We start from the raw sequence: 20,916 nt of genomic DNA on the forward strand, positions 1-20,916 counted from the left end.
CCGCCACGGACTGCAGCCGGATCCATCGCCCAGTTTACCGGCCGCGTGCCAATCTTGTCGAAAAAGCTGCAGCTCAGCCGCCCAGCCGCGCGCGGATCGCCGCCATCCCCTGCAGGACCTCCCCGAAGCTGGTGCTCAACGGTGAGAGGCCTACGCGGATGCCGTGCGGGGCCCGGAAATCCGGAATGACGTCGCCGTCCCACAGCCCGGCCACGGTGGCCTTCGTGAAGTCCGGGTGGTCAACGGTGATGTGGCTGCCGCGCAGGGCGGGGTCGCGCGGCGTTGCAAGCTTAGCCCCCAGGGGAGCCAGCCACGCATCGAACACGTCCACCGCAAACCCGGTCAGCCGCAGCGACTTTTCCCGGATGGCGGCCATCGTTGCTTCCTCGATCAGGTCCAGCGTGCCCTGCATGGCGATCATTCCAAAGATGGCCGGCGTGCCGCTGAGGAATCCGCGGATTCCCGCCGCCGGTTCGTAGCCGGCCGCCATCTCGAAGGCGTCCTTGCGCCCCATCCAGCCCCAGATGGGCTGCCGCAGCGAGCCAAGGTGCCGGCTGTTCACATAGGCGAACGCCGGAGATCCGGGGCCGCCATTGAGGTATTTATAGGTACAGCCGGCCGCGAAATCCACTCCGGCGTCGTCCAATCCGATCTCCACCGATCCCGCGGAATGGCACAGGTCCCACACCACCAGGGCGCCGGCGTCGTGCACTGCTGCCGTGATGGCGGGGAGGTCGGCGAGGTGCGCTGAGCGATAAGCCACCTGGCTCAGGAGTACGACGGCGGTGCGCGGCCCCGCTGCCTGGCGCACCTGTTCAACGGTCACCCCGCCGGCAGGGTCGGGCTGGATCCAGCGAAGGGTCAGGCCCTCCTCGCGTGCGATACCCTCCACGAGATAGCGGTCCGTGGGGAAGTTCTCGATGTCCAGCACCACTTCGTCGCGGTGGGCGTCGTTCACTGCCGCGAGGGCGGCGCGGATCAGCTTATAGAGGACCACGGTGGTGGAATCCGCAATGACGGTCTGGCCGGGCGCGGCACCGAGCACGGCCCGGCCCAGCTGGTCGCCGATTGCCTGCGGCATCTCGAGCCACTGCTCGTCCCAGCCGCGGATGAGCCGGCCGCCCCACTGGTCCGTGATGAAAGCGGCGACATCCTCCGCAGTACGCTTCAGCGGCCGGCCCAGCGAGTTTCCGTCCAGGTAGGACAGCGGGGTATCGGTGCCAATGAAATGCTGCCGGTAGTGCGCCAGCGGATCCTGGCTGTCGAGCTCCGTGGCGCGGACCCGGAACTCCCCGTCCGCCCGCGCCGGAGTGTTTTCAGTTTCTTCCCGGTGGGTGCTCATTGTCCGATCTCCGTCCTGACAGCGAAAAGTTCCGGGAAGAACGTCAGCTCCAGGGCCTTCTGGAGGAAAGCGACACCGCTGGATCCGCCGGTTCCGCTCTTCATGCCGATAGTCCGCTGGACGGTCCGGAGGTGCCGGAAGCGCCACAGCTGGAAGTTGTCCTCGAGGTCCACGAGTTCCTCGCACGCCTCATACGCACCCCAGTTCTCTGCGGCATGCTCGTAGATGTGCTTGAACAACGGGACCAGTTCCGGGGTGAACCCGTGGGCCCGGGTCACATCGCGTTCCAGGACCGATGCCGGTACGGCATGGCCCTGCCGGGAAAGGTAGGCCAGGAACTCGTCGTAGATGCTGGGCGCTTCCAGGAGCCCGGCGAGCATTTCGTGCGACTCGGGATCGGATTCGAAAACGTCCAGCATCTTACGGTTCTTGTTGCCCAGAACGAACTCCACGGCACGGTACTGGGCTGACTGGAATCCCGAGGAATTGCCCAGGAACCCGCGGAACTGCGAATACTCGGTGGGTGTGAGCGTCGCCAGGACGGACCACTGTTCGGTCAGCGTCTTCTGGATGTGCTTGACGCGGGCGATGCCCTTCAGTGCGGAGCCCAGGTCGTCCGCGCGGAGCCAGGCTGCCGCGCTCCGCAACTCGTGCAGGACCAGCTTCAGCCACAGCTCCGTGGTCTGGTGCTGGATGATGAAGAGCAGTTCGTCGTGATGCTCTGGCTCGCTCACCGGCTGCTGCGCGCTCAACAGCGTTGGCAGCTGCAGGTAGGACGAATAGCTCATCCGGGAACTGAAATCGCGGACGATTCCCTTCTCCAGCTTCCGGGTGTTTTTCTCCACTGGCACTGGCGGGCCTTTCCTGTCTGGCTCCGGCAGTTTTGGGGCCGGGCGGTAATGGTGTGGCAAAACAGCCGCCCGGCCGGTTGGCGGCGGGACGGCAGCGCCGCAGCCTGCGGGGTGCCCGGCTAGTGGCTGCGTAACAGATCGTGCGTCTGGACAACGTCCAGACGCATTTGCTCAACGAGCGCTTCCGGCCCACGATAGGCCACCATCCCCCGTAGCCGGGAGACGAATTCCACCACTACTGTCTGGCCGTAGAGATCGAAGTCCTCCACAGCTTCCTTGGGCCGGTCAATGACGTGCGCCTCGACCTGGCGGCTGACGCCGTCGAACGTGGGGTTGGAGCCCACCGAAATGGCTGCTGGCCAGCGTTTTCCGGCCTGGTCAACCAGCCAGCCGGCGTAGATGCCGTCTGCGGGAATCAGCCCGGAGGCATCGGAAGAAAGGTTGGCCGTGGGAAAGCCAAGCGCACGCCCGCGCGCGGCACCGTGCACCACTTCGCCGCGCATCCGGTGGGGCCTGCCCAGTACGGCGGCGGCGGTGGCGACGTCGCCCTCGCGCAGCGCCTCGCGCACCCATGTGGAAGAACAGCGGCGGTCCTTGCCGTCGTCCTCATGCAATGGGTAGCCCTCTGAACCGAATTCGCTGATGACCTGCACCTCGAAGCCGAACTTCCCGCCGAGCTCCTTCATGGTGTCCAGGTCACCCGAGTTGCCGCGGCCGAAGCGGGCGTCATGGCCGATCACCACGTGGCTGGCATGGAGGCAGTCCACCAGGTATTGCCGGACGAACTCCTCCGGGGTCAGGCTGGCCAGTTCCAGGGAGTACTTCATGACCAGGACGGCATCCAGCCCGAGTTCGCCAAGAGCTTCCAGCTTGTCCGGCAGGCCCATGATCATCTCCGGCGCTGCCTCGGGTCGGTGGATCACGGCGGGGTGCGGATCAAACGTGACCGCCACCGACTTCGCCCCGGAAAGCCGCGCTGAACGGATCAACTGCGACAACACCTGCTGGTGACCCCTGTGGACGCCGTCGAAGTTTCCGAAGGTGACCACGGAAGGGCCAAAGTCCGCCGGGACCTCAGCCGGATCGTTCCAGATGTAGACCATCACCCTCGCCTCAAGCTGCCTGCACGCGTCATTGTCCCCGTACCGTACCGGCCGTGGAACTCTCTAAGGTTACCCGGATTCACGAATCCCCCCGAGCGGCCCGGGGACGCCGCCGGTACAGCCAGACGAGCCCCAGGACCGGCAGGACCAGGGGTACGAAGCCGTACCCGCGGCCGAACAAAGACCATACGGTCTCGTGCGGGAACCGCACCGCGTCGAAGACGCTCAGGGCACCCACCACCAGCACGCCGACCAGCTCTACCAGGACGGCTGCGAGCGACACTTTGTACCAGGTCCGGCCGGACTTCGCGAGGGAGACGGTGGCCACCACGTAGACGAGGGCCGCGAAGGCCGAGAGCAGGTACGCCAGCGGCGCCTCGGAGAACTTGGTGAGGATCTGGTAACCGGCCCGCGCGGACGCGGAAATGGCGAAAATCGCGTAGACGGCGATCAGCAGCCGGCCGGGGCCGGTATTGCGGGTGTTCGCGGCGGGGGCGGCCGGCTCTTCTTTCAAGATGGGTGATTCTTCCACTTCAGTACCAGATCTGGTTCATTCGGGCGGCCATGACCAGCGCGGTCACGCCCACCGCGGCGAGGACAAAGTTGCTCCAGCGGGTCCGTTCCAGGATGGACCAGTACACCGCGGCGGGCGGCAGCAGCAGGGCCGTCACCAGGTAGCCCCAGAATTCCCACGCCTCCCCCGCAATCGGCTCGCCGGCCATGACCCGCACGATCGAGCCCACCAGGTAGACCACGAGGGCAAGCTCGACGGCGGCCACGGACAGGATAGTGATATCGTTCGGGGCCTTCTTCATGATGCCGGCCACCAGGCAGATACCCGTGGACAGCAGCCCGACCACCAGGATGATGTAGAAGTAGGCGTCCACGGTCAGGCCTCCCCCGCCGCGGGGGTGGCGGCGGAACCTGAGCCAGTCCCCGGGGCAAACACCAGGACCGGCTTGGCATGGTTCCCGCTGTCCGCGAGCAGGGCCACCAGGCTCCCGTCAGGGGCGAAGGCGGCCGCCGGATGGTCGGCCGTCGCCGCTGAGGGGCTACCGGCAGGCGCCCCGGCGGCGATGCGCCGGCCAAAGGAGATCTCCGTGGTTTCCTCGGCTGTGAGCTCACGGTTGGGCATCAGTGCGCGGGCCGCCTCCGCCATGTCCAGGACGTGGAGCTCCCCGGCCAGCTGCTCCAGGGTCCGCGCCTGGTCCAGCGAGTAGGGGCCCACATGCGTGCGGCGGAGGGCAGTCAGGTGGCCGCCCACGCCCAGCGCGTTGCCCAGGTCCCGGGCCAGCGCCCGGATATAGGTTCCCGAAGAACACTCCACGGTGACGTCGAGGTCCACGACATCAGCGTCGTCCGGCCGACGGATGGCGTGCACCTCAAAGCGGTGGATGGTGACCGGACGGGCAGCGAGCTTGACGTCTTCGCCCGAACGCACGCGGGCATAGGCGCGTTCGCCGTTGACCTTGATGGCACTGACGCTGCTGGGCACCTGCTGGATTTCGCCGGTGAGGGCCGCCACGCCGTCGTGAATTGCCTGCTCAGCCACCTCGGCAACCGAGGCCGTGGCCGTAACCTCGCCCTCGGCGTCGTCCGTCACCGTTGACTGGCCCAGGCGGATGGTGGCCGTGTACGTCTTGGATGTGCCCACGATGTACGTGAGCAGGCGGGTGGCCTTGTTGATGCCCACCACCAGGACGCCGGTGGCCATGGGATCCAGGGTTCCGGCGTGGCCCACCTTCCGGGTGCCGGCGATGCGCCGCATCCGGCCAACCACATCGTGGCTGGTCCATCCCTGCGGTTTGTCCACTATCACCAGTCCAGAAAGCACGCTTCCCAGTATATGGGCGCTGCCGGGCGCCACGGCGCACCCGTCGGCGGCTAGGATGGCAGGCATGCCTGAGCTTGCCGCCCATGTCCGCGACGTGCCCGTCAACCAGATCCGCGAGATCACCGAAGCCGCCTGGCGCACACCCGGCGCCCTGGTCCTCAGCATCGGCGAACCTGGCTTTCCGCTTCCGCGCCACGTCCTCGAGGCCGGCATGGCGTGCCTGGACAGGGACGAAACCAGCTACACGCCCAACGCGGGCATTCCGGCGCTGCGCGAGGCGTTCGCGGCCCGGTTCCGGGAGCGCACCGGGCTGACCGAATCAGGCGGTATCGGCGCGGACCGCGTATACGTGGTGGGCGGAGCCCAGCAGGGGCTGCATTTCGCGATGAGCCTGTTGCTCTCCCCCGGCGACGAGATCCTGATCCCCAATCCGGGGTACCCCACCTTTGCCATGACCAGCCGGCTGCTCAACGCCGTGCCCGTCGGTTATCCGCTGTACCCGGAACATTCGTTCCAGCCGCGGACCGCCGACATCGAAGCCCTGATCACCGCGCGCACGCGCGTCCTGGTCCTGAACTCACCGTCGAATCCACTGGGTGCCGTGCTCAGCGAGGACCTGACCCGCGACCTGGTGGAGCTGGCCCGGCGGCACGATCTGTGGATCATCTCCGATGAGTGCTACGAGGCCTTCACCTACGACGTTCCGCACGTGAGCCCGGCAACGTACGACGGCGGTGCACCGGGTGATGCGCGCGTGTTCACTTCGCTGACGCTCTCCAAGACGTACGGCCTTACCGGCCTCCGGATCGGTGCGCTGATCTGCCCGCCCGGGCTGGAGCAGAAGATGGACAACGTGATGGAGTCGATCGTCTCCTGCGTGGCGTCCCCGTCGCAGTATGCGGCTTTGGCTGCGCTCACCGGACCCCAGGACTATGTGCGCGAGGCCCACCGGCATTACCGCGAAAACCGGGACGCGGCGTCGGCCGCGCTGGATGCGAAGGGGATTCCGTACCTGACCGCGCAGGGCGCGTTCTACCTGTGGGCGGACGTGTCGCATGCCAGCGGCGGGGACGTGCGCAGCTGGGTGCGGCGCTTCCTGAACGACTCCGGCGTGGCGCTGGCCCCCGGCACGGCGTTCGGATCCATCGGCGAAGGCTGGGTGCGCATCGCATTGTGCGGGCGGAAGGACGAACTTCTCGAAGGGCTGTCGCGCCTGCCGGCACGGGACTGAGGAGTACCCGGCAGCCTCGCTCTAGCGGGCCGCCTTGGCCAGCGCCGCGGCCAGCCATGACCTCAGGGCCTGCGCCGGCGCGGCACCGGCCTGCCGTTCAATCACGGCCCCGTCCACCATCACCATCAGCGTAGGGATGGCCTGGACATCAAACCGGCGGGACAGGCCGGGCGACTTGTCCACGTCCACCTTGACGAGCTTGATCCTGCCTGGCTGTTCCCTGGCCAGCTTGTCCAGCGCTGGGCTCACCATCCGGCAGGGCCCGCACCAGTCAGCCCAGAAGTCCACCAGCACGGGGACCGGCGACTGTTCAGCCACGGCCGCAAAATCCGAATCCCCCGCGTCCACGATCCAGGGCAGGTCAGCCTTGCAGTTGCCGCAGCGGGGCCGTCCGGCCGCGGCGGCCGGCGTGCGGTTGGTCTTCCCGCAGGACGGACACGGGATCAGGGAGGCAGCCATCATAGCTAGATCCTAGCCATGACAGGACAGGAAAGCCCGGACCAACAGCGGTCCGGGCTTTCTCCAGGCAACGGGTGTCCGCTACTTTTGCGTGCTGCCGTCTTCGTCGATGCCATCGTCGTCACTGAGGTCGAGGTCCTCTTCGTCGAAGTCATCTTCGTCGATTTCCACGTCACCGGAAGCGTCACTCCGGTACGGATCGGGGTCCCCTGCGTGCCGGGCCTGTGCGGCCAAAGCGGCAACCTCGGCGTCACGCTTCTTGGCCTCCCTCAGCAGCTCCTCGAGGTTGGAGGCAACGACGGGAATCTGGTCGGCCACGAACTCCAGGCTGGGAGTCAGCCGGACAGTGATGTTCCGCCCCACTTCCTGCCGCAGCACGCCCTTGGCCTTCTCCAGTCCCTTGGCAGCGTCGGCCTGCACGGCCTGGTCTCCGAAGACGGTGTAGTAGATCGTGGCGTGCTGCAGGTCGTTGGTCACCCGGGCATCGGTGACGGTAATGCCTTCAAGCCGGGGGTCCTTGACCTTGCGGCCCAGGGCCTCGGCAACAACAACCTTAATCCGCTGCGCCAACTTGGCAGCACGTGCCGGATCAGCCATATCCACTCCTAAAAATTTGGGTTGTACGACGGCGCGTTAACAGCTGGCGTACACACGTTGGGTTTTCTTGCCACGCGCCTAAAGGCGAGTCTACGACGGACTTCCGTTGGATTTTTCCGGCGGCCTTTTGGAGCCGTTGCGGGGGCTCGGGGTGGCATCCAAGGAGATGGCCGAGGGACCCGACGCGAGCTTGCGAGCGTTGGGAAGGCCAGCTCCGCTGCCGAAGACGGACGGCCAACGATCGCAGATCGCTGGCTGTCCGTCGTAGGGGCGGGACCCCCTCAACGGCGGAAAAGTGCGGGGCCGCCGGAAAAATCCAACGGCCCCGCCACTGGTCTAAACCAGCTTAGACGCGCGGCTTCTCACGCATCTCGAAGGTCTCGATGATGTCGCCTTCGGCGATGTCGTTGTACGAGCCGAGGCCGATACCGCACTCGAAGTCCGTGCGGACCTCGGTGGCGTCGTCCTTGAAGCGCTTGAGCGTCTCAACGGTGAGGTTGTCACCGATGATCTTGCCGTCGCGACTGATGCGGGCCTTCGTGTTACGGCGGATGATGCCGGAACGGACGATGGAACCGGCGATGTTGCCGAACTTGGAGGAGCGGAACACTTCGCGGACCTCGGCGGTACCCAGCTGGAATTCTTCGTATTCCGGCTTGAGCATGCCCTTGAGTGCCATCTCGATGTCGTCGATCGCGGAGTAGATGACCGAGTAGAAGCGCATGTCCACGCCTTCGCGGTCCGCCAGTTCGGCAACCCGCTCGGCCGGCTTGACGTTGAAGCCGATGATGACGGCGCTGTCCACGGTGGCCAGGTTGACGTCATTCTGCGTGATGGCGCCCACACCGCGGTGGATGACGCGAAGCTGGACGCCTTCTCCGACGTCGATCTTGAGCAGGGCGTCCTCAAGGGCTTCCACGGCACCGGACACGTCACCCTTGAGGATGAGGTTGAGGGTGTCGATCTTGCCTTCGGCCACTGCCTGGTCGAAGTCTTCGAGGCTGATGCGCTTGCGGCGCTTCGCCAGTGCGGCGTTGCGGTCCGCGGCTTCGCGCTTCTCGGCGATCTGGCGGGCGGTACGCTCGTCAGCGGTCACGAAGAAGGTGTCACCTGCGCGCGGGACGTTGGACAGACCCAGCACCTGCACGGGGCGGGACGGGCCTGCCTCGGTCAGTGCGCTGCCGTCGTCGTCGAACATCGCACGGACCCGGCCGTGGGCCGTGCCCGCCACGATGGTGTCGCCGACACGCAGGGTGCCGGACTGCACCAGGACGGTAGCCACGGCGCCGCGGCCCTTGTCCAGGTTGGCTTCGATCGCGATACCGCGGGCGTCCTTGTTCGGGTTGGCGCGCATGTCCAGGGCAGCGTCCGCGGTGAGCAGGACTGCCTCGAGCAGGTCGTCAATGTGCAGGTTCTGGCGGGCAGAGACCTCCACGAACATGGTGTCGCCACCGTATTCTTCGGGAACCAGGCCGTACTCGGTCAGCTGGCCGCGGACCTTGTCCGGGTTGGCGCCTTCCTTGTCGATCTTGTTCACGGCCACGACGATCGGCACGTTGGCCGCCTGGGCGTGGTTGAGGGCTTCAACGGTCTGCGGCATGACGCCGTCGTCCGCGGCAACCACCAGGATGGCGATGTCCGTAACCTTCGCACCACGGGCACGCATGGCGGTGAACGCCTCGTGGCCCGGGGTATCGATGAAGGTGATCTTGCGGTCTTCGCCCTCGTGGTTGTGCGTGACCTGGTAGGCACCGATGTGCTGGGTGATGCCGCCGTGCTCGCCGGCCATGACGTCCGACTTGCGGATGGCGTCCAGCAGGCGGGTCTTACCGTGGTCCACGTGGCCCATGACGGTGACAACCGGAGGACGTGCTTCCAGTTCCTCGTCGCCCTCAGCTTCGAGCTCGGCATCGAAGTCGATGTCGAAGCTGGAGAGCAGCTCGCGCTCTTCGTCTTCCGGAGAAACGACCTGGAGCTTGTAGCCAAGCTCCTCGCCCAGCAGGGCAAAGGTCTCTTCATCCAGCGACTGGGTGGCCGTGGCCATCTCGCCGAGGTGGAAGAGAACGGTGACCAGCGCGGCGGGGTTTGCCTCGATCTTGTCGGCGAAGTCCGTGATGGACGAGCCGCGGCGCAGCCGGATAACGGTGTTGCCGTCGCCGCGGGGTACGCTCACGCCACCCAGCGACGGTGCGCTCATCTGCTCAAGTTCCTGGCGCTTTGCGCGCTTCGACTTGCGCTGCTTGCCACGGCCTGCGCCGCCCTTGCCGAAGGCACCCTGGGTGCCGCCGCGGCCGCGGCCGCCCTTGCCAAAGCCACCACCGGCGGGAGCACCGCCGCCGCCACCGGGACCGCCGGTGCCCGGAGCACCCGGCCGTCCGGGACCACGGCCGCCGCCGCCCGGACGGCCTGCACCTGCGGGTGCGGGACGCTCAGTGCGGTTGGGCATCATGCCCGGAGTGGGACGGTTCCCGCCGGCACCACCGGGACGCGGGGCACCCGGACGGGGGCCACCGGCGCCTGCTGCGGGACGGGGACCGCCCGCGCCTGCTGCCGGACGCGGACCACCCGGACGGGGGCCGCCTGCACCGGCCGCGGGACGCGGACCGCCCGGGCGTTCACCGTCCGTGCGGCCGCCGCCCGGACGGGGCATGCCCTGTGAGGTGGCGAAGGGGTTATTGCCCGGACGGGGAGCACGCTCACCGTCACCGCCGCGGCCCCGGGGCATGCCCTGGGACGTGGCGAAGGGGTTATTGCCCGGACGGGGGCCGCCGGGGCGCGGTGCCGAAGCGCCGGGAGCAGCGCCACCCTGGCGGGGAGCCGGGGTTTCCGCCTTGGGGGCAGGGCGTGCACCGGGCTTGGCGCCCGTGGAGGGTGCCGCAGGGGCAGCCGGAGCTGAAGCAGCGGGGGCAGCCGGCGCCTGGGGTGCCGCGGGAGCGGGTGCTTCGGCCTTGGGGGCCGGGGCTTTGGGCGCAGCAGGGCCGGGGGCCGGTGCTGAAGGACGTGATTCTCCGGCGGGGGCAGGCGCCTTGGGGGCGGCGGCCGGTGCTGCCGACTTGGCAGCGGCATCCGGGAAGGCGTTGCGCAGCTTGCGGACAACGGGGGCCTCAATGGTTGATGAGGCGGAGCGAACGAATTCGCCCAGTTCCTGCAGTTTTGTCACTGCATCTTTGGAAGTGATACCGAGCTCTTTGGCGAGCTCGTGTACGCGGACCTTGGCCACATTTCTCCTGTCTCGGTCCGCACCGAGCCAGGCACGAACCGTCTACTTCTTACTGCGGGCCCCAGCCGCGATTGGTGCAGCAGGGCCCATTGCAGAGCGCAACAAAGTTGTCATCGTTGCGCACTCATCGCTGGGAACTCATCGGGTTTCCATCAGATTTCTGACCCGCTTTCAGGTTGGACGGTAGGTGTTGCGGCCACCGGGGCAGCTGCAACGTTCGGGCCTTGCTTGATCCGGCGTTCGACGGCGGCGGTTCCGGTTGCGCCGTTAAGGGCACGTCCGAACGCACGCCGCTTGACCGCCAGGGCCAGGCACGATTCGCCGGGATGCAGCCATGCACCCCGGCCAGCCATCCGGCGTCGTTCATCCACCAGGACAGCGGATGATCCGCTGCCTTCGGCGACGAGCCGGAGCAACTCTGACCGCAGCCCCTTCTTTCGGCATCCGATGCAGGTGCGTTCAGGCTGATTCCCGGGGTGGATTACTTCTGCCACGGTGATCGTCCTGACGTTAATATCTGCTGGCCAGGGGTTTGCCAGTCCTGCTGCTGCAGGGTGGCGCGCCCAAGGCGCACGGCTGCCGGCCGTAAGGCGCGGTCCTCTTCATTCTAGCCCCTCGGGGCGGTTTGGCCCGAACCGACGGGCCCGGCCGGCCCGGCGAGCGGCAGGGCGGGCCGGCACCGGAGGTGCGGCTGCACCTCCGGCCAGCCGTCAGCGTCAGCCGGCCTGGGTGGCGGCGTCAGAGACGATATCGATGCGCCAGCCGGTCAGCTTGGCGGCGAGGCGGGCGTTCTGCCCTTCCTTGCCGATAGCCAGGGAGAGCTGGTAGTCCGGAACCACGACGCGTGCGGACCTGGTGGCTTCGTCGGTGATGGTGACGGAATTCACACGGGACGGGGACAGTGCGCTGGCGATGAACGCAGCCGGGTTCTCGCTGTAATCGACGATGTCGATCTTCTCGTCGTTCAGCTCAGTCATGACGGCGCGCACGCGGGAGCCCATCTCGCCGATGCAGGCACCCTTGGCGTTGATGCCGGGGATGTTGGCCTTGACGGCGATCTTGGTCCGATGGCCGGCCTCGCGGGCAAGTGCCACGATTTCCACCGAGCGGTCCGCGATTTCCGGCACTTCCAGTTCGAACAGCTTCCGGACCAGGCCCGGGTGCGACCGGGACAGGGTGACCGAGGGACCCTTGGAACCGCGATGGACGTCGATCACCAGGGCGCGCAGGCGGTTGCCGTGCAGGTACTTCTCGCCGGGAACCTGCTCGGGCGGCGGCAGCAGTGCCTCCACCGCGCCCAGGTTGACCTGGATCATGTGCGGGTTGTTGCCCTGCTGGATGGTGCCTGCCACCAGTTCACCCTCGCGGCCCTTGAACTCGCCGAGGACGTTATCATCCTCGGCATCGCGCAGGCGCTGCAGGATGATCTGGCGCGCGGTGCTGGCGGCGATGCGGCCGAACCCGGCGGGAGTGTCCTCGAACTCACCGATGGGGGCGCCGTCGTCGTCGATCTCGGTGGCCCAGATGGTGACGTGCCCGCTCTTGCGGTCGAGTTCGGCGCGCGCCTTTTCGAAGGCACCCGGGGACTTGTGGTAGGCCACCAGGAGTGCCTGCTCGATGGTGGGGATCAGGAGGTCCAGCGGGATTTCACGCTCACGCTCCAGAAGTCTCAGTGCGCTCATGTCAATATCCATCAGGCCTCCTCAGAAGGTCCATTGTGTCCAGGTTCCAGACCATCCCCTGCAAGGTGGCTGAATTCGATCTCGACTTTTCCGTTGCGGATCCTGTCGAAAGGAAGTTTTACGGGTTCGCCCTGCTTGGGCTTCATGCCCTTCTTGACGGCGATTTCGGGAACGAGGGTCACGCCGCCGTCGTCCACCGACTGGATGCGGCCGGTGACGTTCTCGCCCTGCACCACATTGACCTTGACCATGCGGCCTTTGGCGCGGTGCCAGTGGCGGGGTTCGGTGAGGGGCCGGCCGACGCCCGGAGAGGAGACCTCGAGGTCATAGGGGCGGCCGTCGTCACCGGGATCGTTGTCCAGCACATCCGAGAGCACCTTGGAGATGTCCGCGATGACGTCAAGGCTGACGCCGCCGGTTTCCTCCTGGGGCAGGTCCACCACCACATGCACCACGCGGTGCGAGCCTGCGACGATGCTGACGTCTTCGAGGTACAGGCGGTTGGCCTGGACCGAGGGTTCAAGGAGCGCCCGGAGCCGCGCTGCTTCGGGGTTAGGGGCCGGTGCAGACTCAGCCGTACCCGTTCCGGTGTGGTCTGGTGAAGCCGTGGCTTCTGCGTTGCTCACGATGCCGGCCGCCCTCCTTATAGGTGATGTTGTGTGTACTAGCGTAGCTATTTTACCGGCAGAGTGGTGGACAGAGTTTTCTCCCGGCCGTGGCACCATGGTCTGTTGTGAATGACGACAGACAGGGCGCCGGCAAGCGGAGACACCTCTTCCGCTACATCCTTTTTTCGCTGGCATCCCTCCTCGTCCTCAGCCTCGGATTCACGCTGATTCCCGCGGAACCGCCGGTTCCCGGGCCACCTTCCGATGCCGAAATTGCGCGCTCCTCCGCCTTGGGGGATGCCCTCCGACTGCGCGCAGCCGGCGGGCGCCTGGCATCGCAGGCAGGGGATAAACCTGCCGCCGCGGCAGCCATCGACGAGGTTGTGACCTTGCTGACTGTGCAGGCCCGCGCGCTGCTGCTCCCGGACGTGACAGGGCCGCAGCCTGGTTTCGCGGCGGGCGCGCCGGAGGCAGCCCTGTCCGTGCCTGGCCTGGCCAGGGACCTGGCAGCCAGCGGTGCCGCGCGCCTCCGGGATGCAGAAACGGCGGACGACGGCGGCATGGCCCGCCTCTTGGCCGGCGTCGGGACCGCGCAGCTCCTTGCCGCGGAGCGGCTTCAGACCGGTGCTGCCGCTGAACGGTTGGGGGCCGGTGCCGGCGGTCCGGCGAAGCACCCTGAACCGGGGACCGGAAAGGCTGACCGGGAACCTGCCGGGCCGTGCTCCTCCCCCACAGGAGCCGACACCGGCTCCGCCGACGCTGCCCGTGCGCTGTCCGCTGCGCTGCTTGCCGAGCGGGAAGCAGTCTATGCCTACGGGGCCGCCATGTCCCGCCTCGCACCCGGGGCGGCCGGACCGGCGTCGGCATTCCTTGGCAGCCACCGGGTGCTGGCCCGGGACGCCGAGGACCGGCTCCTCCTGACCTGCCAGGCGGTCCCGCTGCAGAAGCCCGGCTACGCCATCGAGGCGGAATTCCTCCGGGCCCCCGCCGGCAGGCTGGGCAGCCTCGAAGCCGGAACCCTTGCCCTTTATGGCGACCTCATCGCGCTCTCGGAGGGCGGCACCCGGGAATGGGCAGTGTCGGCGCTCCATGCGGCGGCGGCGCGGGCCGTCCAGTGGGGCGCTGATCCCGGTCCGGTCCCGGGACTGGCCATCGACGCGGCCCAGCTCCCCGAACTGGCCGGACTTTCCGGGCTGACCGGGCCGCCCGGACAGGCAACACCACGTCCGGAACGCTGACGCCGGACGACAGTGTTGGCTCCGGTTCTGCTGCCGCCCGCCGGGCGGGTTTCCTTGGGTTCAGGGGTAGACCCTTAGGGGCTGCGTGAGCCGCGGACTGCCGCCAGGGCGGACCTTACCGCGTCCACGGCAGCCTCGACTTCCTCCGGGCCGGTCTGCCAGTTGCTGACGGAAACGCGGAGGACCTCGCGGTCCCGCCAGCGGGAACCGGACATCCACACCCTGCCGTCCTCGATGATGCGCGCCGTCACGGCCCGGGTGGTGGCGTCATCGCCGAAGGCCACGCATACCTGGGTGTACTGCACGTCGTTTAGCACGTCCACGCCGTCCAGCCTGGCCAGCCCCTCGGCAATGCCGGCAGCCGCCTCCGTGAGCGCGGTGACCTGGCCGGCCACGCCCTCCCGGCCAAGGCTCTTCAGGGCAGCCCAGACGGGCACACCCCGCGCCCGCCGTGAAAGCTCCGGCGCTTTCTCGAAAGGATCTCCCGGCCCTTCAGCGTCGTGCATGAGGTAGCTGGCGTGCAGGCCCATCGCGGACCGTAGCGCAGCGGTGTCCCTGACGATGGCGATGCCGCAGTCGTAAGGGACGTTCAGGGTCTTATGGGCGTCGGTGGCCCAGGAATCCGCTTCCTCGAATCCCGCTATCAGGTGGCGGAGCGGCGGGGCGGCTGCGGCCCACAGCCCGAACGCGCCGTCCACGTGCACCCAGGCGCCGTGCCGGTGGGCCACCTCGACCGCCCGGGCAAACGGGTCGAACGCGCCGGAGTGGAGGTTGCCCGCCTGCAGGCAGACCAGCGCCGGCCCGCTGGCACCGGTGCCCCTGCCGGGCTCCGCAAGGGCGGCATCGAGGGCTTCGGGAAGAAGCCGCCCCTGGTCATCGGTATCCACCACCGTTGGCCGGCCGAGGCCCAGGTAGCGCAGCGCGAGGTCAACGGTGTCGTGGCGTTCCCGGCCAACGAAGCAGCGGATCCGTGGCGCTCCAGCCAGGCCGTCGCCGTCCAGGTCCCACCCTGCGTCCGCCATCAGCCGCCATCTGGCCGCGGCCATGCCGGTGAAGTTGGCCATGGTGGCCCCGGTAACGAACCCGACGTCGGCCTGCGGCGGCAGCCCCAGCAGGTCCAGCAGCCACCCGGCGGCGCCTTCCTCGATGGCTGCCATGGCGGGGGTGGCGTAGCGCAGGCCGGCGTTCTGGTCCCAGGCGCTCACCAGCCAGTCGCTGGCGAGGGCCGCCGGAAGGGTTCCTCCAATGACCCAGCCGAAGAACCTGCCGGAGGGCATCGCCATCAGTCCGGGGTCGGCGGTGCGGGCCAGCAGGTCGACTACCTGGTCCGCAGGCATCCCCTGCGCGGGCATCGGACCGCCGAAGGCAGGCACGAGATCGTGCGCGGTCCGGCCCGGACCGATGTGGCGCTCCGAAAGGCTCCCCAACCAGGCTGCTGCATGCTGGGCGGCGGCGGCAAGCGCCGCCGCGTAACCCTCGTCATCATGGGCCATACCTGCATGCTACGCCCGGGCGCCGCGGCGGACGAGGCCTTCCCGGGCGGCTGGTCAGGCCAGGGCTTCCTGCACGATGTCGTAGCCAAGCTTGATGATCAGGGCGGCCACCACCAGCAGGAAAACGGCCCGGACAAAGCGGCTGCCCTGCTTCACCGCAGTCCTGGCGCCGAGGTAGCCTCCTGCCATGTTGGCAGCTCCCAGCAACAGCCCCAGGCCCCACAGGATGGAGCCATGCGGAAGGAAAAACATCAGCGCGCCGGCGTTGGTGGCCATGTTGACGATCTTCGCCTTGGCGCTGGCCTCCAGGAAGGCGTAGCCCATGGCGGAGACGAGAGCGATCACCAGGAAGGATCCCGTGCCGGGGCCGATGAGCCCGTCGTAAAACCCAATGACAGCACCAATCAGGCAGGCCACCACGTAGTGCCGGCGGCCTTCATGCCGCAGGGCGGTGAAGTGCCCGGCGTCGGGCTTAAGCGCAGTGAAGAGCGCCACGGCCACAAGCGCTGCGACAATGACCGGTTTGAAGACCGACGCCGGGAGGCTGGCGGCCAGCACCGCCCCGCCGAAGCTGCCGGCCAGCGCAATGACTGCCATGGGAAGGGCCGTTTTCAGGTCCGGCCGGACCCTGCGGTAGTACGTCGCAGCGCTGGTGGCCGTTCCGAAAATCGATCCCATCTTGTTGGTGGCCAGCGCCTGGACAGGGGTAATGCCGGGAACCAGCAGCAGGGCGGGGAGCTGGATCAGCCCTCCCCCGCCAACCACGGCGTCCACCCACCCGGCGGCAAAGCCGGCAACCAGGATCAGCAGGATGGTGCCGGGCTGCAGCGACTCCGGGAAAAAGTCCACTGCCGCGGCCGCTAGCTGCGGACTGCGTTGACTACGTAATCAACAGCTTTGTCCACGGCAACGTTCTCGGCTTCACCGCTGCGGCGGTCCTTGATCTCGACCACTCCGTCCACCAGTCCGCGGCCAACGGCCAGGATGGTGGGGACGCCCACCAGCTCGGCGTCACCGAACTTGACGCCCGGGGAAACCTTGGGACGGTCGTCGTAGATGACGTCCAGGCCGGCAGCCTGCAGGTCGAGGGACAGCCGCTCGGCCGTGGCGAAAATTTCGTCGCCGCGGCCCACGGCCACAACGTGCACGTCCGCAGGCGCGACGGCGCGGGGCCAGACCAGGCCCTTGCTGTCATGGTTGGACTCGGCCAGTGCCGCCACCGCCCGGGTGACGCCCACGCCGTATGAACCCATGGTGACCGTGACCTGCTTGCCGTTCTGGTCCAGCACCTTCAGTTCCAGGGCCTCCGCGTACTTGCGGCCCAGCTGGAAGATGTGGCCCATCTCGATTCCGCGGGCGGTCTCCAGCGGACCGGAGCCGTCCGGAGCCGGATCGCCCTCGCGGACTTCGGTGCACTCGATGACGCCGTCCCAGGTGAAGTCCCGTCCGGCCACCAGGCCATAAACGTGCTTGCCCGCCTGGTTGGCGCCCGTGATCCAGGATGTGCCGCGGACAACTCGGGGATCGACCAGGTACAGGAGCTTGGTTGCGCTGTCGGAGCCGAGGAGCGGTTCTTCCAGGGACAGGCCAGGCCCCAGGTAACCCTTGACGATGAGCGGCTGCTTCTTGAGGTCGTCGTCGTTGGCCGCTTCGATGCCGAGTTCGCCGGCTATGGGCAGGAAGGCACCGATGTTGGCCTCGACGCGCTTGAGGTCCACGCCCCGGTCGCCGGGGACGCCGATGACCACCAGCTGCCGTTCCCCGGTGGGCAGGGTGACGGCGAGCACCACGTTCTTGAGCGTGTCAGCGGCAGTCCAGGCCCCGCCGTCGGCCTCTGCCCGCGGTGCGGCCTGGTTCGATGCCGCCACGAGCGTTTCGATGGTGGGGGTGTCCGGTGTGTCCAGGACCTCCGCTGCGGGGGCGCCGGTGAAGTCGATTTCCGCGGGGACGACAGTGGTGACGGCCTCGACGTTTGCCGCGTAACCTCCGGCCGAGCGGACGAAGGTGTCTTCGCCAATCTCCGTGGGGTGCAGGAACTCTTCGCTCTTGGAGCCGCCCATGGCCCCGGCCGTCGCCGTGACGGGGATGACTTCGAGGCCAAGGCGTTCGAAGATCCGCAGGTAGGCGCCCCGGTGGGCCGCATAGCTGGCGTCCAGGCCGGCGTCGTCCACGTCGAAGGAGTAGGAGTCCTTCATGATGAACTCACGGCCGCGCAGCAGGCCGGCCCGGGGACGGGCCTCGTCGCGGTACTTGTTCTGGATCTGGTACAGGCTCAGCGGGAGGTCCTTGTAGGACGAGTAGAGGTCCTTGACCAGGAGCGTGAACATTTCCTCGTGCGTCGGCGCAAGCAGGTAGTCCGCGCCCTTGCGGTCCTGGAGCCGGAAGAGCCCTTCGCCGTACTCCGTCCAGCGGTTGGTGGCCTCGTAGGGTTCGCGCGGGAGCAGTGCCGGGAAGTGCACCTCCTGGGCGCCGATGTTGGCCATCTCTTCGCGGATTACCGCTTCCACCTTGCGCAGGACGCTCAAACCCAGCGGGAGCCAGGTGTAGATCCCGGGGGCCGCGCGGCGGATGTAACCTGCACGGACCAGGAGCCTGTGGCTGGCAACCTCGGCGTCGGCGGGGTCTTCACGCAGGGTGCGCAGGAAAAGCTGGGACAGTCTAAGGACCACGGGTGGTATCCGTTTCTGGGGAAGTGCTGGATCAGCAGGGCCGGACGGTTTTTGTCTGGGTACTAATCTACCGGCACGTGGCACGCGTGCCGCACTTGGCCGGCCCATCCGGCCGGCCTGGAAGCAGTAGAGCCACGCCCGGGAATACAAAGCCCCTGGCCCCCCATGGAGCTGGTCATCGCATCCGGGCGTGGCTCGACGCCGTTACCGCCTTTATGACTGGTGCGAACAGAGACCGTCCAAACCACTCCAGCGCAGCTAGAACGAACCTATGTGATGACGGGCACATTGACAAGTATTTTTTCGACCCGGTGTGTTGACCGCCGCTCCCCGGCGGTCCTACCGTTAATTCATCAGCTGGTGAATTAACGGGCATTCGGCCCGGACGGCCAGCAGCGGAGGCTGCCATGTCCCACTCGGCAACACTGCCAGGACCGTTTCCTGCCGCGGCAGATGCCGCGGTGACAGCCAGCGGTTTGAGTGTGCGGCGCGGCAGGATCCCGGTCCTTCGGGACCTGGACTTTTCGATACCCGCCGGCAGGATCACCGGACTCCTGGGCCCCTCGGGCAGCGGAAAGACCACCCTCATGCGGGCCATCGTGGGCGTGCAGGTGGTATATTCCGGCACGGTCCGCGTACTGGGCCTTGCCGCCGGCAGTCCCGTGCTCCGCCACCGCGTCGGCTACGTAACCCAGTCCCCCAGCGTGTACCCGGACCTGACCGTCGAAGCCAACGTGAGGTACTTCGGCGCCATGCACGGCAAAGGGAAAGCCGCCGTGGCGGAGGCGATTGCCGCCGTCGGACTTGACCCCCAGGCGAAGCAAAAGACCGCGGACCTTTCGGGCGGCCAGCTAAGCCGTGTATCCCTTGCCTGCGCGCTGGTGGCGCACCCCCGGCTGCTGGTGCTGGACGAACCCACCGTGGGGCTGGACCCCGTACTGCGGGCGGACCTGTGGGGCCGCTTCCGCGCCATGGCGGACACCGGCACGACTCTCCTGGTGTCCAGCCACGTCATGGAGGAAGCCAGCCACTGCAGCGAACTGCTGCTGCTGCGCGAAGGCAGGCTGCTGGCCCAGCTGACGCCGGCCGAGCTAAGCCGCCGCGGCCGCAGCACTGACCTGGAACAGGCGTTCCTGGCCATCATCCGGGAATCCGGCGGGGAACAGGGCGGGCCGCTGGAGGAAAACGCCGCGACGCTGCAGGCAAAGACCCGGCAGGGAGGCGGCGCACGATGAACCTGCGCATGATGCTTGCCACCACCCGCAGGGTGCTCAGCCAGCTGCGGCACGACCACAGGAGCGTCGCCATGATTCTGGTGGTTCCCGCGCTGCTGCTGACCGCCGTGTACTTCCTCTACGAAAACGAGACGCTGCCTCCGGGGGCACCCCGCACCTTCGACCGCGTGGGCCTGATGATGCTGGCCATTTTTCCGTTCGTCGTGATGTTCCTGGTCACGTCCATCACGATGCTGCGGGAACGGACATCGGGAACGCTGGAGCGGCTGCTCACCACGCCGGTCCACAAGGCCGACCTGCTCTTCGGGTACGGACTTGCCTTCTCCATCATGGCCGGCCTGCAGTCACTGGTGGCCACTGCGGTGGCGTATTGGGTTTTTGACCTGGACATCCAGGGCTCACCGGGGTTCGTGGTGATGATCGCGGTGATCAATGCCGTCCTGGGCGTGGCGTTGGGCCTGTTCTGTTCCGCGTTTGCCCGGACGGAATTCCAGGCGGTGCAGTTCATGCCGGTGGTCGTGGTGCCGCAGATCCTGCTGTGCGGGCTGTTCGTCCCCCGGGACCGGATGAACGAGGTCCTTGAGGCGGTCAGCAATGTCCTGCCGTTGACCTTCTCGGTGGACGCCCTGCAGGAAGTCGCGGCCTATGCCGAGCCCACGGAGGCGCTGTGGCAGGATGCCGGAATCATGGCCGCGATCGTCCTGGGCATGCTGGTGTTGGCCTCCCTGACCCTGCGCAGGCGCAGCCCGTGACGGCTGCACGGGGGCGGCGCAGCGGGACCACCGCCTCCAGGGACCACATCCTGGAAGCCGCCCGCCGCCTGTTCGCCGAGCACGGGTTTGAGGGGACCAGCCTTCGGCAGGTGGCCCGGGCCGCCGGCGTGGATCCCGCCATGGTCCACCACTTCTTCACGGGAAAGGACGAGCTCTTCGCCCTCAGCGTTGAGCTGCCGGCCGACCCGGAGCAGGTACTGTCCGGTGTGGTGGACTCGGACCCCCAAAGGCGTGGGGAACTGGTGGTGCGGGCGGTCCTGCGCCTTTGGGAAAGTCCCGCCCAGCCGGGCCTGGTGGCCTTCATCCGCGGCACGCTGGGCTCCAAGGCGAAGACCACCCTGCTGCGCGAGATGGTGACCCGGACCATCATCAGCCGGATCATCGCCGGACTTCCCGGCACCCCGGAGGAGCTTGCACTGCGGGGAAACCTTGTGGCCACCCAAATGGTAGGGCTGATGATGGTCCGGTACGTGGTACGCCTCGAGCCCCTGGCATCGGCGCCGGCGGACGAGGTGGTGCGCCTGGTGGCGCCGAACGTGCAGCGGTACCTCACGGGACCCCTGGAGTCGTAGGTGCCGGCG

The 20,916-nt window shown here is 67.6% G+C and carries 20 protein-coding genes; 5 read left to right on the forward strand and 15 right to left on the reverse strand.

All coding sequences use genetic code 11. From position 1 onward, the window contains the following. Window positions 1-73: 73 nt before the first annotated feature. From kynU to truB, 6 genes are all read right to left on the reverse strand, one after another. Window positions 74-1,342 (reverse strand): kynureninase, encoded by a 1,269-nt coding sequence (gene kynU / locus ACIQCN_RS08205; RefSeq protein WP_400610360.1) that lies wholly within the window; start codon window positions 1,340-1,342, stop codon window positions 74-76. After that, window positions 1,339-2,193 (reverse strand): tryptophan 2,3-dioxygenase, encoded by an 855-nt coding sequence (kynA, locus tag ACIQCN_RS08210; RefSeq protein WP_400606246.1) that lies wholly within the window; start codon window positions 2,191-2,193, stop codon window positions 1,339-1,341. Before kynA ends, kynU begins: the two co-directional genes overlap by 4 nt. A 119-nt stretch (window positions 2,194-2,312) precedes the next feature. Beyond that, window positions 2,313-3,296 carry a bifunctional riboflavin kinase/FAD synthetase gene (locus tag ACIQCN_RS08215; RefSeq protein WP_400606244.1) on the reverse strand — a complete coding sequence of 328 codons (984 nt, stop codon included), beginning with the start codon at window positions 3,294-3,296 and terminating at the stop codon, window positions 2,313-2,315. A gap of 79 nt (window positions 3,297-3,375) precedes the next feature. Next, entirely contained in the window at window positions 3,376-3,810 is a 435-nt protein-coding gene (locus tag ACIQCN_RS08220; protein WP_400606241.1) for a hypothetical protein, read from the reverse strand. Between the two features lie 19 nt (window positions 3,811-3,829). Then, entirely contained in the window at window positions 3,830-4,183 is a 354-nt protein-coding gene (locus tag ACIQCN_RS08225; protein ID WP_400606238.1) for a hypothetical protein, read from the reverse strand. 2 nt (window positions 4,184-4,185) lie between these two features. Next, window positions 4,186-5,130 carry a tRNA pseudouridine(55) synthase TruB gene (gene truB, locus ACIQCN_RS08230; RefSeq protein WP_400606236.1) on the reverse strand — a complete coding sequence of 315 codons (945 nt, stop codon included), beginning with the start codon at window positions 5,128-5,130 and terminating at the stop codon, window positions 4,186-4,188. Between the two features lie 64 nt (window positions 5,131-5,194). Here truB and ACIQCN_RS08235 point away from each other — a divergent pair, with 64 nt between their 5' ends. Then, on the forward strand, window positions 5,195-6,361 hold the full coding sequence (locus ACIQCN_RS08235) for a pyridoxal phosphate-dependent aminotransferase (protein WP_400606234.1): 1,167 nt from the start codon (window positions 5,195-5,197) through the stop codon (window positions 6,359-6,361). A 21-nt stretch (window positions 6,362-6,382) separates the two neighbouring features. Here the strand turns inward: ACIQCN_RS08235 and trxA are convergent, their stop codons facing one another. The 6 genes from trxA to rimP form a co-directional block, all read right to left on the reverse strand. Then, window positions 6,383-6,820: a thioredoxin gene (gene trxA / locus ACIQCN_RS08240; RefSeq protein WP_400610515.1), complete on the reverse strand. Its 438-nt coding sequence runs from the start codon at window positions 6,818-6,820 to the stop codon at window positions 6,383-6,385. Window positions 6,821-6,901: 81 nt separating this feature from the next. Then, window positions 6,902-7,417 carry a 30S ribosome-binding factor RbfA gene (gene rbfA, locus ACIQCN_RS08245; protein ID WP_400606233.1) on the reverse strand — a complete coding sequence of 172 codons (516 nt, stop codon included), beginning with the start codon at window positions 7,415-7,417 and terminating at the stop codon, window positions 6,902-6,904. Between the two features lie 346 nt (window positions 7,418-7,763). Next, on the reverse strand, window positions 7,764-10,637 hold the full coding sequence (gene infB / locus ACIQCN_RS08250) for a translation initiation factor IF-2 (protein WP_400610362.1): 2,874 nt from the start codon (window positions 10,635-10,637) through the stop codon (window positions 7,764-7,766). A gap of 152 nt (window positions 10,638-10,789) precedes the next feature. Then, the gene (locus tag ACIQCN_RS08255; protein ID WP_400610516.1) at window positions 10,790-11,137 is read right to left on the reverse strand and encodes a YlxR family protein; all 348 of its coding nucleotides are present in this window, start codon (window positions 11,135-11,137) and stop codon (window positions 10,790-10,792) included. A gap of 216 nt (window positions 11,138-11,353) precedes the next feature. After that, the gene (gene nusA / locus ACIQCN_RS08260) at window positions 11,354-12,331 is read right to left on the reverse strand and encodes a transcription termination factor NusA (protein ID WP_400606226.1); all 978 of its coding nucleotides are present in this window, start codon (window positions 12,329-12,331) and stop codon (window positions 11,354-11,356) included. Beyond that, window positions 12,331-12,945 (reverse strand): ribosome maturation factor RimP, encoded by a 615-nt coding sequence (gene rimP, locus ACIQCN_RS08265; RefSeq protein WP_400606224.1) that lies wholly within the window; start codon window positions 12,943-12,945, stop codon window positions 12,331-12,333. Before rimP ends, nusA begins: the two co-directional genes overlap by 1 nt. A 107-nt stretch (window positions 12,946-13,052) precedes the next feature. Between rimP and ACIQCN_RS08270 the strand changes: the two genes are divergently transcribed. Next, the gene (locus ACIQCN_RS08270) at window positions 13,053-14,165 is read left to right on the forward strand and encodes a DUF4439 domain-containing protein (protein ID WP_400610364.1); all 1,113 of its coding nucleotides are present in this window, start codon (window positions 13,053-13,055) and stop codon (window positions 14,163-14,165) included. A gap of 74 nt (window positions 14,166-14,239) precedes the next feature. Here ACIQCN_RS08270 and ACIQCN_RS08275 read toward each other — a convergent pair whose 3' ends face one another. Genes ACIQCN_RS08275 through ACIQCN_RS08285 form a run of 3 tightly spaced genes read right to left on the reverse strand, consistent with a single transcriptional unit; the run spans window position 14,240 to window position 18,327 of the window. Beyond that, window positions 14,240-15,658 carry a pyridoxal phosphate-dependent decarboxylase family protein gene (locus ACIQCN_RS08275; RefSeq protein ID WP_400610366.1) on the reverse strand — a complete coding sequence of 473 codons (1,419 nt, stop codon included), beginning with the start codon at window positions 15,656-15,658 and terminating at the stop codon, window positions 14,240-14,242. Between the two features lie 54 nt (window positions 15,659-15,712). Next, window positions 15,713-16,507, reverse strand: coding sequence for a sulfite exporter TauE/SafE family protein (locus tag ACIQCN_RS08280; RefSeq protein WP_400606219.1), 795 nt, complete (start codon window positions 16,505-16,507; stop codon window positions 15,713-15,715). A gap of 11 nt (window positions 16,508-16,518) precedes the next feature. Beyond that, on the reverse strand, window positions 16,519-18,327 hold the full coding sequence (locus ACIQCN_RS08285; protein WP_400610368.1) for a proline--tRNA ligase: 1,809 nt from the start codon (window positions 18,325-18,327) through the stop codon (window positions 16,519-16,521). Between the two features lie 407 nt (window positions 18,328-18,734). Here ACIQCN_RS08285 and ACIQCN_RS08290 point away from each other — a divergent pair, with 407 nt between their 5' ends. The 3 genes from ACIQCN_RS08290 to ACIQCN_RS08300 are packed head-to-tail and all read left to right on the forward strand — an operon-like array spanning window position 18,735 to window position 20,907. Beyond that, window positions 18,735-19,562 (forward strand): ABC transporter ATP-binding protein, encoded by an 828-nt coding sequence (locus ACIQCN_RS08290; protein ID WP_400610370.1) that lies wholly within the window; start codon window positions 18,735-18,737, stop codon window positions 19,560-19,562. Between the two features lie 8 nt (window positions 19,563-19,570). Next, window positions 19,571-20,314 (forward strand): ABC transporter permease, encoded by a 744-nt coding sequence (locus ACIQCN_RS08295; RefSeq protein WP_400606426.1) that lies wholly within the window; start codon window positions 19,571-19,573, stop codon window positions 20,312-20,314. Beyond that, entirely contained in the window at window positions 20,311-20,907 is a 597-nt protein-coding gene (locus ACIQCN_RS08300) for a TetR family transcriptional regulator (protein ID WP_400610371.1), read from the forward strand. Before ACIQCN_RS08295 ends, ACIQCN_RS08300 begins: the two co-directional genes overlap by 4 nt. Window positions 20,908-20,916: the final 9 nt, after the last annotated feature.

Origin of the sequence: Pseudarthrobacter sp. NPDC092424 (genome assembly GCF_044754925.1) — a bacterium.
Classification (GTDB): domain Bacteria; phylum Actinomycetota; class Actinomycetes; order Actinomycetales; family Micrococcaceae; genus Arthrobacter.

Excerpts from the sequence above, each read along its gene's own strand:
- kynU (WP_400610360.1), bottom strand. The coding sequence starts at position 1,342 with ATGAGCACCCACCGGGAAGAAACTGAAAACACTCCGGCGCGGGCGGAC.
- ACIQCN_RS08215 (WP_400606244.1), bottom strand. The coding sequence starts at position 3,296 with ATGGTCTACATCTGGAACGATCCGGCTGAGGTCCCGGCGGACTTTGGC.
- ACIQCN_RS08235 (WP_400606234.1), top strand. The coding sequence starts at position 5,195 with ATGCCTGAGCTTGCCGCCCATGTCCGCGACGTGCCCGTCAACCAGATC.
- trxA (WP_400610515.1), bottom strand. The coding sequence starts at position 6,820 with ATGGCTGCCTCCCTGATCCCGTGTCCGTCCTGCGGGAAGACCAACCGC.
- rbfA (WP_400606233.1), bottom strand. The coding sequence starts at position 7,417 with ATGGCTGATCCGGCACGTGCTGCCAAGTTGGCGCAGCGGATTAAGGTT.
- nusA (WP_400606226.1), bottom strand. The coding sequence starts at position 12,331 with ATGGATATTGACATGAGCGCACTGAGACTTCTGGAGCGTGAGCGTGAA.
- ACIQCN_RS08275 (WP_400610366.1), bottom strand. The coding sequence starts at position 15,658 with ATGGCCCATGATGACGAGGGTTACGCGGCGGCGCTTGCCGCCGCCGCC.
- ACIQCN_RS08290 (WP_400610370.1), top strand. The coding sequence starts at position 18,735 with ATGTCCCACTCGGCAACACTGCCAGGACCGTTTCCTGCCGCGGCAGAT.
- ACIQCN_RS08295 (WP_400606426.1), top strand. The coding sequence starts at position 19,571 with ATGATGCTTGCCACCACCCGCAGGGTGCTCAGCCAGCTGCGGCACGAC.